The organism is Nitrospirillum guanabarense (assembly GCF_034653355.1).
Classification (GTDB): domain Bacteria; phylum Pseudomonadota; class Alphaproteobacteria; order Azospirillales; family Azospirillaceae; genus Nitrospirillum.
Genome location: NZ_JAYEER010000004.1, coordinates 2,340,212 through 2,352,841 on the forward strand (window position 1 = coordinate 2,340,212; position 12,630 = coordinate 2,352,841).

At 67.5% G+C, this 12,630-nt stretch carries 17 protein-coding genes, 1 tRNA gene and 1 pseudogene; 3 read left to right on the forward strand and 16 right to left on the reverse strand.

What is annotated here, in order from left to right; genetic code table 11:
- Positions 1-47 precede the first annotated feature (47 nt).
- The 3 genes from UAA55_RS28900 to UAA55_RS28910 all read right to left on the reverse strand — a co-directional run bounded on the left by UAA55_RS28900 (position 48) and on the right by UAA55_RS28910 (position 986).
- Positions 48-263, reverse strand: coding sequence for a hypothetical protein (locus UAA55_RS28900; RefSeq protein WP_040848894.1), 216 nt, complete (start codon positions 261-263; stop codon positions 48-50).
- Between the two features lie 86 nt (positions 264-349).
- On the reverse strand, positions 350-673 hold the full coding sequence (locus UAA55_RS28905; RefSeq protein WP_322957169.1) for a DUF167 domain-containing protein: 324 nt from the start codon (positions 671-673) through the stop codon (positions 350-352).
- A 4-nt stretch (positions 674-677) separates the two neighbouring features.
- Positions 678-986: a YggT family protein gene (locus UAA55_RS28910; protein ID WP_211098507.1), complete on the reverse strand. Its 309-nt coding sequence runs from the start codon at positions 984-986 to the stop codon at positions 678-680.
- Positions 987-1,241: 255 nt separating this feature from the next.
- Here UAA55_RS28910 and UAA55_RS28915 point away from each other — a divergent pair.
- Positions 1,242-1,317 (forward strand) — tRNA-Ala (locus UAA55_RS28915).
- Positions 1,318-1,462: 145 nt separating this feature from the next.
- Here the strand turns inward: UAA55_RS28915 and UAA55_RS28920 are convergent.
- The 5 genes from UAA55_RS28920 to UAA55_RS28940 all read right to left on the reverse strand — a co-directional run bounded on the left by UAA55_RS28920 (position 1,463) and on the right by UAA55_RS28940 (position 5,891).
- Positions 1,463-2,095, reverse strand: a complete 633-nt coding sequence (locus UAA55_RS28920; protein WP_322957170.1) for an acyloxyacyl hydrolase — start codon at positions 2,093-2,095, stop codon at positions 1,463-1,465.
- Between the two features lie 129 nt (positions 2,096-2,224).
- Positions 2,225-2,914, reverse strand: coding sequence for an ABC transporter permease (locus tag UAA55_RS28925; RefSeq protein ID WP_322957171.1), 690 nt, complete (start codon positions 2,912-2,914; stop codon positions 2,225-2,227).
- A complete protein-coding gene (locus UAA55_RS28930) occupies positions 2,911-3,621 on the reverse strand; it encodes an ABC transporter permease (RefSeq protein WP_322957172.1) in 711 nt (236 codons plus the stop codon). Before UAA55_RS28930 ends, UAA55_RS28925 begins: the two co-directional genes overlap by 4 nt.
- Before the next feature lie 492 nt (positions 3,622-4,113).
- Positions 4,114-5,004, reverse strand: a complete 891-nt coding sequence (locus UAA55_RS28935) for a transporter substrate-binding domain-containing protein (RefSeq protein ID WP_322957174.1) — start codon at positions 5,002-5,004, stop codon at positions 4,114-4,116.
- 86 nt (positions 5,005-5,090) lie between these two features.
- Positions 5,091-5,891, reverse strand: a complete 801-nt coding sequence (locus tag UAA55_RS28940; protein WP_322957175.1) for an ABC transporter ATP-binding protein — start codon at positions 5,889-5,891, stop codon at positions 5,091-5,093.
- A 320-nt stretch (positions 5,892-6,211) separates the two neighbouring features.
- Between UAA55_RS28940 and UAA55_RS28945 the strand changes: the two genes are divergently transcribed.
- Positions 6,212-7,183, forward strand: a complete 972-nt coding sequence (locus UAA55_RS28945; RefSeq protein WP_322957177.1) for a hypothetical protein — start codon at positions 6,212-6,214, stop codon at positions 7,181-7,183.
- Positions 7,184-7,344: 161 nt separating this feature from the next.
- Here the strand turns inward: UAA55_RS28945 and UAA55_RS28950 are convergent, their stop codons facing one another.
- From UAA55_RS28950 to mtgA, 5 genes and pseudogenes are all read right to left on the reverse strand, one after another.
- On the reverse strand, positions 7,345-7,494 hold the full coding sequence (locus UAA55_RS28950) for a hypothetical protein (RefSeq protein ID WP_322957178.1): 150 nt from the start codon (positions 7,492-7,494) through the stop codon (positions 7,345-7,347).
- A gap of 348 nt (positions 7,495-7,842) precedes the next feature.
- The gene (locus tag UAA55_RS31495) at positions 7,843-8,280 is read right to left on the reverse strand and encodes a nucleoside recognition domain-containing protein (RefSeq protein ID WP_463667854.1); all 438 of its coding nucleotides are present in this window, start codon (positions 8,278-8,280) and stop codon (positions 7,843-7,845) included.
- Between the two features lie 64 nt (positions 8,281-8,344).
- Positions 8,345-9,511, reverse strand: a pseudogene (gene feoB / locus UAA55_RS31500) (ferrous iron transporter B); the annotation flags it as partial.
- Complete coding sequence (locus UAA55_RS28960; RefSeq protein ID WP_322957179.1) at positions 9,508-9,894, reverse strand: FeoA family protein; 387 nt, start codon at positions 9,892-9,894, stop codon at positions 9,508-9,510. The gene UAA55_RS28960 and the pseudogene feoB, both read right to left, overlap by 4 nt.
- 142 nt (positions 9,895-10,036) lie before the next feature.
- The gene (gene mtgA, locus UAA55_RS28965; protein WP_322957180.1) at positions 10,037-10,759 is read right to left on the reverse strand and encodes a monofunctional biosynthetic peptidoglycan transglycosylase; all 723 of its coding nucleotides are present in this window, start codon (positions 10,757-10,759) and stop codon (positions 10,037-10,039) included.
- Positions 10,760-10,790: 31 nt separating this feature from the next.
- Here mtgA and UAA55_RS28970 point away from each other — a divergent pair, with 31 nt between their 5' ends.
- Positions 10,791-11,444, forward strand: a complete 654-nt coding sequence (locus UAA55_RS28970; protein ID WP_322957181.1) for a glutathione S-transferase family protein — start codon at positions 10,791-10,793, stop codon at positions 11,442-11,444.
- Here UAA55_RS28970 and UAA55_RS28975 read toward each other — a convergent pair.
- From UAA55_RS28975 to UAA55_RS28985, 3 genes are read right to left on the reverse strand one after another with little or no spacing between them, the layout of a single operon-like run.
- Positions 11,437-11,748 carry an immunity protein Tsi6 family protein gene (locus UAA55_RS28975; protein ID WP_088870546.1) on the reverse strand — a complete coding sequence of 104 codons (312 nt, stop codon included), beginning with the start codon at positions 11,746-11,748 and terminating at the stop codon, positions 11,437-11,439. The two genes, UAA55_RS28970 and UAA55_RS28975, sit on opposite strands and share 8 nt — an antisense overlap.
- A gap of 22 nt (positions 11,749-11,770) precedes the next feature.
- Positions 11,771-12,211, reverse strand: coding sequence for an immunity protein Tsi6 family protein (locus UAA55_RS28980; RefSeq protein WP_322957184.1), 441 nt, complete (start codon positions 12,209-12,211; stop codon positions 11,771-11,773).
- Entirely contained in the window at positions 12,186-12,614 is a 429-nt protein-coding gene (locus UAA55_RS28985) for a hypothetical protein (RefSeq protein ID WP_322957185.1), read from the reverse strand. The genes UAA55_RS28980 and UAA55_RS28985 overlap by 26 nt, the downstream gene beginning before the upstream one ends.
- Positions 12,615-12,630 lie beyond the last annotated feature (16 nt).

The window sequence follows — 12,630 nt, forward strand, 5'->3', positions numbered from 1 at the left end:
GAGCCGGGCGGGGCTTTTTTTGGGAAATTTCCTCGGACCGGCCGTCTCTATTTCTTTTTGAACGCGTCCCCGGCGAAGGGCGTCTCGCTCATCGGGGCCGCCCCGTCATCCCCGCCCTTGAGCGACGCGGCGTATTTGGCCCGCCACTCCTTGTCCGTCTGGCCAGATCGCTTACGCGCCTTGGCCTTCTTGACGCAGTCGGCGATCATCTGGTCCATGGCGCTGAGCTTGGCCTGGGGAGCCGGCTTCTTCGGGGGTGGCATGGGGCCTCGCTGTTGGGAAGCCTGATCCTACTCCAGCCAGGGGAGCGGCGATAGCGTGAGGGGCGCGGCCGCCAATGACGCCCCGATCAGCCTTGCCAGGATGCGCGCACCACGGCCAGCAGCCCGTCCGCTTCCCCCGCCACCTCCACCACCTTGTTGCGGTCGGTCAGGCCGGCGACGATGGTGAGGCTGGATTTGGGGACGCGCCAGGTCTTGGACAGCAGCTTCAGCACGGCCTCGTTGGCCTTGCCGTCCTCAGGCACGGCGGTGACGGCCACCTTCAGCAGCTGACGGCCCTCCGGCCCCTCCATGAGGCCCTGGATGGCGGTGCGGGAGGCGCGGGGGGTGACGCGCAAGTACACGCGCACCCCGCCGGGGATCACCTCGGCGGCCGGTTTCCCCTCGGCCACCGCTTTAGCGGAACATCAGGGAACTGAACATGTAGTTCTGGATCAGCCGTTCCAGCGCCCAGATGATCAGCATCAGCACGATGAAGGAGATGTCCACGCCACCCAGGTTGGGCACGACGTTGCGGATGGGACGCAGCAGCGGTTCCGTCAGGCGGTAGGTGATGTCCATCAGGGTGGCGACGAAGCGGTTACGGGTGTTGATCACCCCGAAGAACACCAGCCAGCTCAGGATGGCGCTGATCATCAGCACCCACCAGGCCAGGTTCAGAACCACGAGCAGCAGTTCCAGGATGGTGCGGATCAAAGGATCCATAGCAGGTCCGTCCCCAATGGTTTCAACGGCATGGGCGCCACCCTACGGGCGGGGCGCCCCCTTGTCCAGCGCGGGCCCGCACTGGACATGTGCGCCCATCCCCAAGCGGCCCCACCCACCGGAAGCACCCCGGCCCCCGCATGCCCCGCATTCCGTTCTTTTCGCGGAATGGCCGCTTGACATGCCCGGTCGCCCTGAGCATTATCCCGCCCACTTCAGGCGCCCGGGACTATGCCCGCCGCCGGATTTGAGTGTGGGGCCGTAGCTCAGCTGGGAGAGCGACGCGTTCGCAATGCGTAGGTCGGGAGTTCGATCCTCCTCGGCTCCACCAAATCCCCCCCTTCCAAGACATTAATGACGAGATGCTGGGCGAACCGGCCAGCGCCGGCCTCTTGCCGCGCCTTGAAGCATCCCAAAGGGAAGCGGCGCGGAAGTGCCCCTTCCGCGCCGCGCCCCTCACCACCCATTGATCAGGATCAGAGGGCGAAGCTGTAATAGGCCACCAGGTTGTTGGCGCCCGGGTTGACCGTGCGGGTGCGCGGGGTGCCGGGGATGGTGACGGTCTTGCCCAGCTCGGCGTTGGAGATGTGGCTGAGGGCGATGGAGAAGCGGTCGCCGTTGGTGAAGCGGTAGCCCGTCTCGATCTGGGTGCGGAACTCCAGGGGGTAGCCCATGTCCTTGCCGTCGCCATGGGCGTAGTAGCCGGCGGCGGCGCTGGGGGTGATGAAGAAGGGCCCCCAGGTGAAATCGGCCTGCAGGCCGCCATAGCCGTAGAAGCTGCCCTTGAAGGTCTGGATCACGCCCACCAGCGGCTTGATGGCGAACCAGTCGTCCACCTTCACCAGCGACCAGCCGAAGCGGTATTCGGCGGTGACGAACTGGGTCCGGTCGTGGGGGGTGTCGGCGTCCACCTGGAAGAAGGCGGGCGGGTCGATCCAGGACTGGTCATAGATGCCGACGCCCAGGGCCAGCAGGTCGGGATCCCGGTCGGCGGCCAGGGCCGGGGCGGCGATACCCGCCATGGCGCTGGTCAACATGGACGTGGCCAACAGGGAAGTGGCGGCGCGCAAACCACGGCCGCGCAGGGCCTTGCGATGGGTCTTCGTCATGATCCTGCTTGGAAGAGTAAAGGCGGAGGGGTTTCCGCCTTTATGCAGAGCAATCCCGCGCCAACTCAAGGGGAAATGGACAACATTGCCCAAGGTGCGACGGCATAGACCTGACGCTTCGCGTTCCTATTACCTTTTTACCGGGGTCAGCCGCCGCTCCGCCAACTGAACGCCCCGGGTGATGAGGAAACTCATCCCGAGGTAGACGGCGCCGGCCAGGCAGAACACCTCGATGGGCTGGAAGGTGCGGGCAGCGACGGCCTTGGCCACGCCCGTCAGTTCCATCAGCGTGATGGTGCTGGCAAGCGCGCTGCCCTGCAGCATGAGGATGATCTCATTGCCGTAGGCCGGCAGCGCCAAGCGGAAGGCCTGGGGCAGGATGATGCGGCGGAACAGCAGGCCGCCGCCCATGCCGCAGGCGCGCGCCGCCTCCACCTGGCCATGGGGCACGGCCTCGATGCCACCGCGCATGATCTCCGCCGTGTAGGCGCCGGTGTTCAACACGAAGGCGATGATGGCGCACCAGTACGGTTCCCGCAGCAGGGGCCACAGCACGCTCTGGCGCACGGCGTCGAACTGGCCCAGGCCGTAATAGATCAGGAAGATCTGCACCAGCAGGGGCGTGGAGCGGAAGACGTGGATGTAGCCGCGCGCCACCCACGACAGCGGCGCCAGGTGCGACAGCCGCATCACGGCCACCAGCGTGGCCAGCACCAACCCCACCAGCAGCGACAGGGCCACCAGCTGCACCGTCAGCCAGGTGCCGGTGACGAACTGGGGCAGGGCCGCCATCAGGGCGGTGACGAGGGGGGAATTCATCGGGCGGCCCTCCGCACGCCACGCCCGGCCCATCCCTCCGCCCGGGCGAACAGGCGGCCGGACAGGGCGGCCATGGCCAGATACAGCAGGCCGGCGGTGGTGAAGAACAGGAAGGGCTGGCGGGTGGCGCCCTGGGCCAGATAGGCCACGCGCATCAGTTCCACCAGGGCCACCACGGAAACCAGCGAGGTGTCCTTCAGGGTCAGCTGCCAGACGTTGCCCAGGCCGGGCAGGGCATAGCGCAGGGTCTGGGGCAGCATGACGCGGCGGAAGGTCAGCCAGCGGTTCATGCCCAAGGCCTTGGCGGCCTCGACCTGGCCGTGGGGCACCGCCAGGGCGCCACCGCGCAGCACCTCAGCGGAATAGGCGCCGGACACCGTCCCCACCGCCAGGATGCCCACGGGCAGGGCCGACAGCTCCACCGGCCCGTTGAAGCCCAGCAGGCTGACGACCCAGGTGGCCGCGCTGTTGCCGCCGAAGAACAGCAGGTAGATGACCAACAATGAGGGCACGCCGCGCACGATGGTGGTGTAGACATCGGCCGCGACCCGGCCGCCCCGATGGCCGGACAGCTTCAAGGCCGCCGCCGCTCCGCCCAGGGCCAGGCCCCACAGATAGGCCGACACCGCCACCAGCAGGGTCATCCCCATGCCCTGCAGCAGCTGCAAACCCCAGCCTCGGCCACCAAAGCCCAATAGGTCTATCATTACCGTGCCAATTCCTCAGACGCCGGCGGGGCATCCGCCCCTTGGCTTGTCCTCGATTTCCAGTCCACTGCGTTCCCCCGGAAATCTCCGGCGGCCCCGGTCGGGGCCTAGTCGCTACGCTTGCCTCTCATGCCTCAGACGCCGACGGGGCATCCGCCCCTTGGCTTGTCCTCGATTTCCAGTCCACTGCGTTCCCCGGAAATCTCCGGCGGCCGCCGTCGCGGCCTAGTCGCTACGCTTGCCTCTCATACCTCAGACGCCGGCGGGGCATCCGCCCCTTGGCTTGTCCTCGATTTCCAGTCCACTGCGTTCCCCGGAAATCTCCGGCGGCCGCCGTCGCGGCCTAGTCGCTACGCTCCTAAACCGCTCTCAGGCAACCAGCAGGCCCGCTAAGGCCCTAGGCCGCGACCGCGGCCGCCGGAGCGAGTACCGAAGGGCGCAGCGAGGATAGCCAAGCGGCCGGATGGCCGCGCCCGGCGCTTGAGGGAAAAATCACTTCGCCGACGCGTCGAAGTGGAACCACTGTTCCGCCAGCTTCTTCATGGTGCCGTCTTCCTTGGCGGCGGTGATGGCGTTGTTCAGGGCGTCCAGCAGGCGGCCGTCGCCCTTGCGCAGGGCGGCGGCGATGCCGGGGCCCAGCAGGCCGCCGGTGATGCCGGGGCCGAAGGTGGCGGCGTTCTGGCCGTCGGTGCCCTCCAGGAAAGGCTGCCAGCCGGTCATGTCGGCCAAGCCGGCGTCGACACGGCCGGTCGCCAGGTCCAGCGACAGGTTCTGCAACGTGTCGTAGCGGCGGATGGTGACGGTATCGCCCAGGTAGGTGTCCAGGAAGTTGGCGTGGATGGTGGCCACTTGCACGCCCACGGTCTTGCCCTTCAGCGCCGCCTTCAGCTTGTCCATGGCCTGGGTCGAGGCCTCGTCCATGTTGGCGATGTCCAGCCGCTGCAGGCCGAAGTCGATCTTGGTCAGGGGGCTGTCCTTGGGCGCCACGAAATAGGCCGGGGTCAGGACGTAGGGGGCGGTGAAGTCCACCGCCTGCCGACGGTCGTCCGTGATGGACATGCCGGCCAGGATGACGTCGTACTTGCCGGCCTGCAGGCCGGGGATGATGCCGTCCCAGGCCTGGGCGGCGATCTCGCATTTCACGCCCATGCGCCGGCACAAATCCTTGGCCAGGTCGATCTCGAACCCCTTCAGGGTGCCGTCGGGTTCCGCCACATTGAAGGGCGGGTAGGCCCCTTCCGTCGCCACGCGCAGGGGATTGGGCACCCCCTGGTCGGTCACGGCGGGGGCGCCCCCCGTGCCGGACGGCGTGCGATGCGTCGCCAGGTAGGCGGCCCCCGCGACCACCACCACGGCGATGAGGCCCAAGACCAGCTTCTTCATGAAACCCCCTACGAAACCAATGACGGGACGGTCCGCATCAACACCCCGTGTCCGATCGGCCGCCACTCTTTATCGTGCAGTATGCCTTAAGCGGGCCGGGCCAGGAATTGCCGGCAGCGTTCGCTGCGGGGGTTGCCGAACACCTCGTCGGGCGTCCCCTCCTCCTCCACCCGGCCCTGATGCAGGAACAGAACGTGGGAGGAGACGTCGCGGGCGAAGGCCATCTCATGCGTCACGATCAGCATGGTGGCGCCCTCATCCGCCAACTGGCGGATGACACGCAGCACCTCGCCCACCAGCTCCGGATCCAGCGCCGAGGTCGGCTCATCAAACAGCATGACGCGGGGCTGCATCGCCAGCATGCGAGCGATGGCGGCGCGCTGCTGCTGCCCGCCCGACAACTGGCTGGGATAATAATCCTGCCGCTGGCCCAGGCCCACCTTGTCCAGCAGGGCCTTGGCCCGGTCCACCGCCTCGCCCCGGGGCACGCCCAGGACATGCACCGGCGCCTCGATCACATTCTCCAGCACCGTCATGTGGGTCCACAGGTTGAAGCCCTGGAACACCATGCCGAGGCGCTGGCGGATGCGGTCCACCTGGCGGCGGTCGGCGGGCACGGCCGCGCCGCGGCGGTCGCGGCCCATGCGGATCAGCTCACCATTCACCCAGACCTGGCCCTCGTCCGGGATTTCCAGCAGGTTGATGCAGCGCAGCAGCGTGCTCTTGCCCGAGCCGGAGGAACCGATGAGGGAAATGACGTCGCCGTCCCGCGCCGTCAGGGAGACGCCCTTCAGCACCTCCGTCTCGCCGAAGCGCTTGTGCAGATCCCGCACAAGAATGGCGGTGTTGGCTTGGTCGGCCACGGCGACAGCCGGCGATTGCGTCATAGGACCCCGAAATTCGTCCGGACCCATCCGGACCAGAAAGCGCACCCGGCCGGCGCGGCGATGGGGGCCGCGCGCCAGCCGGTGACCGTGAATAACCTGTGGGACGTTTCCTTGGAAGGAAACCCCGAAGCCGGCAAAACTACCGTGCGCCGCCCGGGACGGAAAGAGGTTTCCTGTCACGCCCCCGGGGCGGGCCTTGCGCGCCCCTCCCGCACCCATGGCCGATGCAGCCCCCGCCAAACGTGGTAGTGTGGCCTGGCACCCCGGCGCCTGGCGGCGATGGGGCGCCGTCGTTCATCACCCGGAACCGTCCAGCGCCCATGAGCACAGGCATCCAGCCCGCGGCCAACCGCAGCACGCACTTCCTGTTCGACCACAAGGTCTTCACGGTCGACGGCTGCCGCTTCATCCTGTCCAAGACGAACGATGAACCGGTGATGTGCATGAAGCTGGGCAAGCTGGACGTCGAGGTGCCCATCGAGAAGATCTGCACCGAGTTCGGCATACAGCCCAAATCCTTCGACGGCCAGTTGCTGACCATGGCGGCCAAGGGCCTGCGCTATGTCCGCGAAATCCGCCCCGGCGACACCATCCCCAACGAACTGATCGACGGCACCGCCAGCTGGAGGGTGGATGAGCGCCATTACAACGTGGCCAAGGGCCGCCTGACGGTGCAGCTGGTCACCTGGCTGACAGGGGGCGAAACCGTCATTTCCAGTCCCGAGCAGCTGGAACAGGTGGTGGAGGACCCCGGCACGAAGGTCCGCGTGCACGAGGCGTTCCGCATGATCGCCAACCGGCTGTCGCTGGCGGGTGATCCGGAGGAAGAGATCGGCCTGCACATCGACATGCTGGCCAAGGAACTGTCCTATATCGAGGCGTTGCGCGAGCGGGCTCTGGCCCTGCACAAGGTCCGCCAGGGGTTGGAGACGGCCCACCGCATCTACAAGGCCGAGCGCATGGTCAAGGAAGAGATCGTGCGCATGCAGACCCTGTCGCTGCCGCCCATCGCCGACCTGGAATCCCAATTCGCCCAGGTGGACGCCCAGACGGGCGAGATCCTGGCCATGCTGCGCAAGTTCGACCAGAACATCAGCTACATCCGCGAGATGCGCGACGATTTGCACCAGTCGCTGCTGCCCTGGGATGAGGTGCTGGACGGCTGGCTGACCGTGACGGTGGAGAAGAGCCCGGAGCTGGAGGCCCTGATGAAGCGGACCTACCACTTCCTGGCCAAGCGCTACAGCCAGGCCACCCAGTGGCGTTTGGCGACGCGGCCCGCGCCGAAATAAATTTCGGCGCTGTTCGTTTTCCTCAGGCGCCGGCAGGCCCATCCGGGCCTTTGGCTATCCTCATTTTGCAGTCCGCTGCCGCTCCCCGCAAAACTCCGGCGGCCCCGGTCGGGGCCTAGGGCTGGCGTTGCCAGCCCCTGTCTTCCCGGTTTTGTAAGGGGTCAGCTGCCGCAGTTGCAGCTGTCGGAGCCGCAGGGGCCGGGTGCCTTGCCGGCGGCGACCTGGCGGCGGCGGATGACGCGGCGGATGGTGGGGCGGAGGACCCAGGCCAGCGCGGCCACCACGATTACCCCCACGATCGCTTGCTGCATGATCTTTCCATTCCTCAAACGCCGGCGGGGCATCCGCCCCTTGGCTCATCCTCCCTTTCCGGTCCACTTCGTTCCCCAGAAAGGTCCGGCGGCCGCAGTCGCGGCCTAGCGCGGTTCCCGCGCCTTACGCCCACCCCAGGCTGGCGGCGACGTGGTAGGTCGCGAACGAGGCCAGGTAGGCCAGGGTCAGCATGTAGACGAACATGATGGCCGGCCATTTCAGGGAATTGGTCTCGCGCCGCACCACGCCCAGGGTGGAGGCGCACTGGGGGGCGAAGACGTACCAGGCCAGCAGCGACAGTGCCGTGGCCAGCGACCAGCTGTGGCCCAGCGTGTCCATCAGCGCGGTCACGTTCTCCTCCCCCCGCCCACGGCGTAGACGGTGCCCAGGGCCGCCACCGCCACCTCGCGCGCGGCCATGCCGGGGATCAGCGCCACGGTGATCTGCCAGTTGAAGCCGATGGGGGCCACCAGCGGCTGCAGCCAATGCCCGACCATGCCGGCGATGGAATAGTCGATGGCGGGATCGGTCGCCCCCGCCGGCGCACCGGGGAAGGAGCTGAGGAACCAGATCAGGATCATGATGCTGAGGATGGTGGTGCCGGCCCGCTGCAGGAAAGCCTTGGCCCGGGTCCACACCCCCATCACCAGGTTCCTCACGTCCGGCACCTTGTAGGCCGGCAGTTCCATCAGGAAGGGTTCCACCGTGCCGCGCCACACCAGGCGCCGCATGACGAAGGCGACCAGCAGCGCGCTCAGGATGCCGGCGGCGTAGAGCCCGAACATGACCAGCCCCTGCAGGGCGAACACCCCACCCACCGTGCCGGTCCGGCACGAAGGCGGAGATGATCAGGGTGTAGACCGGGATACGGGCGGAACAGGTCATCAGCGGCGCCACCATGATGGTGGCCAGCCGGTCGCGCCGGTTGTCGATGACGCGGGTCGCCATGATACCGGGAATGGCGCAGGCGAAGCTGGACAGCAACGGAATGAAGGCACGGCCGTGCAGGCCCGCCCCGCCCATGATCTTGTCCATCAGGAAGGCAGCGCGCGGCATGTAGCCGAAATCTTCCAGCAGGATGATGAAGGTGAACAGGATGACGATCTGCGGCAGGAAGACGACGATGCTGCCCACGCCGGCGATGACGCCGTCGGTGATCAGGCTGCGCAGGATGCCGTCGGGCATGGCGCCATTGATCCAGGCGGCCAGCGCGTCGAACCCGGCCTTGATGCCGTCCATGGCCGGCTGCGCCCAGGTGAACACCGCCTGGAACATGAAGAACAGCACGGTCAGCAGGATCAGCAGCCCCGCCACCGGGTTCAGCAGCACGGCGTCCAGCCGGGTGGTCCAGGTGTCGGGCTTGGTCGGCGGACGCACAGCCAGCTTGATGATGCGGTCGGCCTCGCGGTGGGTGGCGCGCACCTCTTCCGCCGAAGGCTCATGCCAAGTGTTGGCGCCGGCGGTGGCGGCGGCCGCCAGATCCACCGCCGCGGTGTCGATGTGCTTCAGCAGGTCGGCCGTGCCGGCCTTGCGCACCGCGACGGTGGGCACCACCGGCACGCCAAGCTCCGCCGACAGGCGGGCGATGTCGATCTCGATGCCGCGATGCCGGGCGATGTCGAACATGTTGAGGGCCAGCAGCAGCGGCCGCCCCACCTGCTTCAGTTCCAGCACCAGGCGCAGCACCAGGCGCAGGTTGGTGGCGTCGGCCACGCAGACCAGCAGGTCGGGCTCCGCCTCGCCCTTGAAGCGGCCCAGCACGACGTCGCGCGTCACCTCCTCATCCGGGCTGCGGGCGCGCAAGGAGTAGGTGCCGGGCAGGTCCAGGACCTGGATGCGCCGACCCTCGGGCGTGGTGAAGCTGCCTTCCTTGCGCTCCACCGTCACGCCGGCGTAGTTGGCCACCTTCTGCCGGCTGCCGGTCAGGGCGTTGAACAGGGCGGTCTTGCCGCAGTTCGGGTTGCCGACCAGGGCGATGCGGGGGGCCGTCTGCAAGACAGGGGCGATGGCGTTCATGAGCGGCGGTCTTTGGCGATGGCATCTGCGGCGATGGCGCGCGGGGCGGCCGGCTGGTGCCAGGCGGTAATCAGGATGGCCTCGGCCTCGCGGCGGCGCAGGGCCACGCGCATGTCGTCCACCTTAACGGCGATGGGATCGCGGCCGAACAGGCCCTCATGCAGGATTTCCACCCTGGCACCCTCGACGAAGCCGATCTCCAGCAGCCGGCGCTCCAGCTCTTCCGGGTCCAGGCTGTCGTGCAAGGCGCCGTCCAGGCCAACGCGGATAACCCGGCCCACCTCCCCCTTCGCGGCCCGGCTCAAGGGGCGGGCGTCGGCGGGAAGGACGTCCGGATCGGGGGCGGGCGCGTCCGAAACGGCGGGGCGGGAAGAGAGATGCATCCGAATACGCCTCAGGCCCCGTCGCCAGGACCCGTCAAAAGGGGGCTGTCCCGGGAACCTGCCCCGGGGCGTCCCGGAAATTAATAGTTATTCTCACGCCTCTGTACAAGGGACGCGCGCCAAGCCGCCGCATGGACGAACACTAGCGCCTCAGGCAGCCGTCCAGCCCGTCGCGGGCGACGATGGCCGCGCGCTGTTCGAGGATGCCGATGCGCCGGGCGACGTAAGGGCCGGGATGCCTCGCGTTCCACTTGCGCGGGCTGGGCAGCACGGCGGCCAAGGCAGCCGCCTGCGCGGGCGACAGGGCCGACGCCGGCACGCCGAAATAGGCGCGGGACGCCGCCTCCGCCCCATACAGGCCATCGCCCCATTCCACGATGTTCAGATACATCTCCATAATGCGGCGCTTGCCCCAGATCAGCTCGATCAGCTCGGTGAAGCCGAATTCCACCCCTTTGCGCAGCCAGGTGCGGCCGGGCCACAGGAAAGCGTTCTTGGCCGTCTGCTGGCTGATGGTGCTGGCGCCGCGCAGCGTGTGGCCTTCCTCATCCTCGTCCATGGCGGCGTCCACCGCCTGCCAGTCCACGCCGTGGTGGCTGCAGAAGCGGCTGTCCTCCGCCCCGACGACGGCCCGCTGCAGGGCCGGGGCGATGCGGTCCAGCGGCACGGGCATCCAGCCCCGCGTCGACACCCCCTGCAGGCGGCGGATGACCATCAGCGGCGTGCCCGGCGGGTCCATCACGGCATAAAGGCAGACCCAGCCCAGGATGAGCACCACCCCCGCGAGCAACGCCACTTGTGCCCAGCGGAAGGCCCGCCGTAGCATCGCGCGCCGTTCAGGCCGCCGGCCCGCGCCGGCCTTCATCGAGCTGGCTTTCTCTTGGGGGAATCCGTCCATGGCCTACACGCTGTTCTATTTTCCGGGAAATGCCAACCTGGCGCCGCACATGGCGCTGGAGGAAATCAGCGTCCCCTATGAGCTGGCGCTGCTGGACCGCGCCAACGCCGAGCATAAGGCGGCCCCCTACCTGGCCCGCAATCCCACCGGCCGCATCCCCACCCTGCTGGCCCGGCAGCCGGACGGCAACGAGGAGACGGTGTTCGAGACCGCCGCCATCCTGCTGCACCTCGCGGACAGGCACCCCGAGGCCAAGCTGGCGCCCGCCCCCGGCGCGGCCGGCCGGGGCCGCTTCCTGACCTGGCTGTTCCACCTGACCAACACCATCCAGCCGGAATACCGCGTCTTCTATTATCCCGAGCAGCATGTGACCGACCCCGTCCACGTCGCCGACGCCAAGGCCACGGCGGAACGGCGCCTGTGCCAGATGTTCGCCCTGGTCGACCGCGAACTGGCCACCCGCCCCTACATCGCCGCCGACCACCTGACCGTCGCCGACTTCCTGCTGCTGATGCTGGTGCGCTGGGGCCGCAATTTCACCCACCCGCCCCGCGACCTGCCCCAGGTGGGCCGCCTGTGCGCCGAGCTCCTGGCCCGGCCATCGGTGCAGCGCGCCTTCGCGCAGGAAGGGCTGGGGGCGCCGTTTATTTGAGCGTGGCCAACCGTTCCGCCCAGGCATTGGCCCAGGCATTGATGGTGTGCAGCAGGTCCGCCAGATCGGGGTCGATGGTCTCGACCTCGCGGGCCGCCTGTACGCCAATGACAATGTCGGTGAGCCGCGACCGGTCGGCCACGGGATCGGTCGCGACCTTCAGAAGATAGTCGAGCTGGCGGTGGACGGAGGCGAAGGTGGCGATATCCGGCCACTGCTCCCGCAGCCGCCGACAGCGGGCAAGGGCGTCCCGAATCAGGTCTGGGACGATCACCCCTTCATGAACGTCATCATCGTCACTCAAGCGCACCCGCACCCCATCCGCGTTATGGCTTAAGCCCCCTGCCTATCCGTGTGGCAATGGCCTGCGCGGCCATCAGCGCCTCCGCCAATTCCGGATCGCTCTCAGCGAACTCACGGACGGCGTAATGCCCGACGATGATCTCCTTCAGCCGGGCGCGCTCGCCCCCCTTGAGGGCCATCAGCACGTAGCGCAACTGAGCGACCAGAGAAGCGTAGGTGCTGAATTCCGGCGCCGCAGCCAACCGAGCCTCAGCCAAGGCCAGGGCACGCTCCGAGACCTGGATGGACGTCGGCTCGGATATCGGTGTTGTGGAAACCATCATCGCCGGGGCCATAGATTGAACGGCCACAATCTCGCGCAAAGCGGTGACCCCACCGCTTTGTAGCGAAATAGCGTCACCGCGATTGCCGCCAATCCCCAGCGCGACCGATCTCCCCTCAAAGAAGGGCGGCGGTTTCCGCATCAAGCGTCAAGGTCGGCCAGTGGTAGGTCTTGGTCCATTCCGTGGAGCCCTCCAGGATGTCCTGCCCCGCGACGGTCAATTGCCGCGTCAAAGCGCGGAGTTCGCGTTCTATGTGGCCGGTATAGCCCTGGACGGGCATTGCTTCTTCCATTGACGATATCAGCCGGGCGCGGCGCTGGTGCATTAGATAGAGGAAGACGTTGTAGCCCCTTATGGGCCCGGCCTTTTTATCAAAATAAACGAGGTGGATTTCTTCGCGGCCCGCCATGAGCTTTATGGGGTAATCCGTCCGCCGAAGAAGGACCTCTCCCTTCCCTATGACAGCCAGTTCCAGGCCATGGCGAGCCATGAGATCGGCCATCTCGGCTTTCACCAGTTCCACCAAGTCGAGATCACTGAACACGTAGCAGCCCCTCCGG

Bases quoted from the DNA above. Each gene is read 5' to 3' on its own strand.
- UAA55_RS28900 (WP_040848894.1), bottom strand. From the start codon at position 263: ATGCCACCCCCGAAGAAGCCGGCTCCCCAGGCCAAGCTCAGCGCCATG.
- UAA55_RS28910 (WP_211098507.1), bottom strand. From the start codon at position 986: ATGGATCCTTTGATCCGCACCATCCTGGAACTGCTGCTCGTGGTTCTG.
- UAA55_RS28920 (WP_322957170.1), bottom strand. From the start codon at position 2,095: ATGACGAAGACCCATCGCAAGGCCCTGCGCGGCCGTGGTTTGCGCGCC.
- UAA55_RS28925 (WP_322957171.1), bottom strand. From the start codon at position 2,914: ATGAATTCCCCCCTCGTCACCGCCCTGATGGCGGCCCTGCCCCAGTTC.
- UAA55_RS28930 (WP_322957172.1), bottom strand. From the start codon at position 3,621: ATGATAGACCTATTGGGCTTTGGTGGCCGAGGCTGGGGTTTGCAGCTG.
- UAA55_RS28935 (WP_322957174.1), bottom strand. From the start codon at position 5,004: ATGAAGAAGCTGGTCTTGGGCCTCATCGCCGTGGTGGTGGTCGCGGGG.
- UAA55_RS28940 (WP_322957175.1), bottom strand. From the start codon at position 5,891: ATGACGCAATCGCCGGCTGTCGCCGTGGCCGACCAAGCCAACACCGCC.
- UAA55_RS28945 (WP_322957177.1), top strand. From the start codon at position 6,212: ATGAGCACAGGCATCCAGCCCGCGGCCAACCGCAGCACGCACTTCCTG.
- UAA55_RS28950 (WP_322957178.1), bottom strand. From the start codon at position 7,494: ATGCAGCAAGCGATCGTGGGGGTAATCGTGGTGGCCGCGCTGGCCTGG.
- UAA55_RS31495 (WP_463667854.1), bottom strand. From the start codon at position 8,280: ATGTTCGGGCTCTACGCCGCCGGCATCCTGAGCGCGCTGCTGGTCGCC.
- UAA55_RS28960 (WP_322957179.1), bottom strand. From the start codon at position 9,894: ATGCATCTCTCTTCCCGCCCCGCCGTTTCGGACGCGCCCGCCCCCGAT.
- mtgA (WP_322957180.1), bottom strand. From the start codon at position 10,759: ATGAAGGCCGGCGCGGGCCGGCGGCCTGAACGGCGCGCGATGCTACGG.
- UAA55_RS28970 (WP_322957181.1), top strand. From the start codon at position 10,791: ATGGCCTACACGCTGTTCTATTTTCCGGGAAATGCCAACCTGGCGCCG.
- UAA55_RS28980 (WP_322957184.1), bottom strand. From the start codon at position 12,211: ATGCGGAAACCGCCGCCCTTCTTTGAGGGGAGATCGGTCGCGCTGGGG.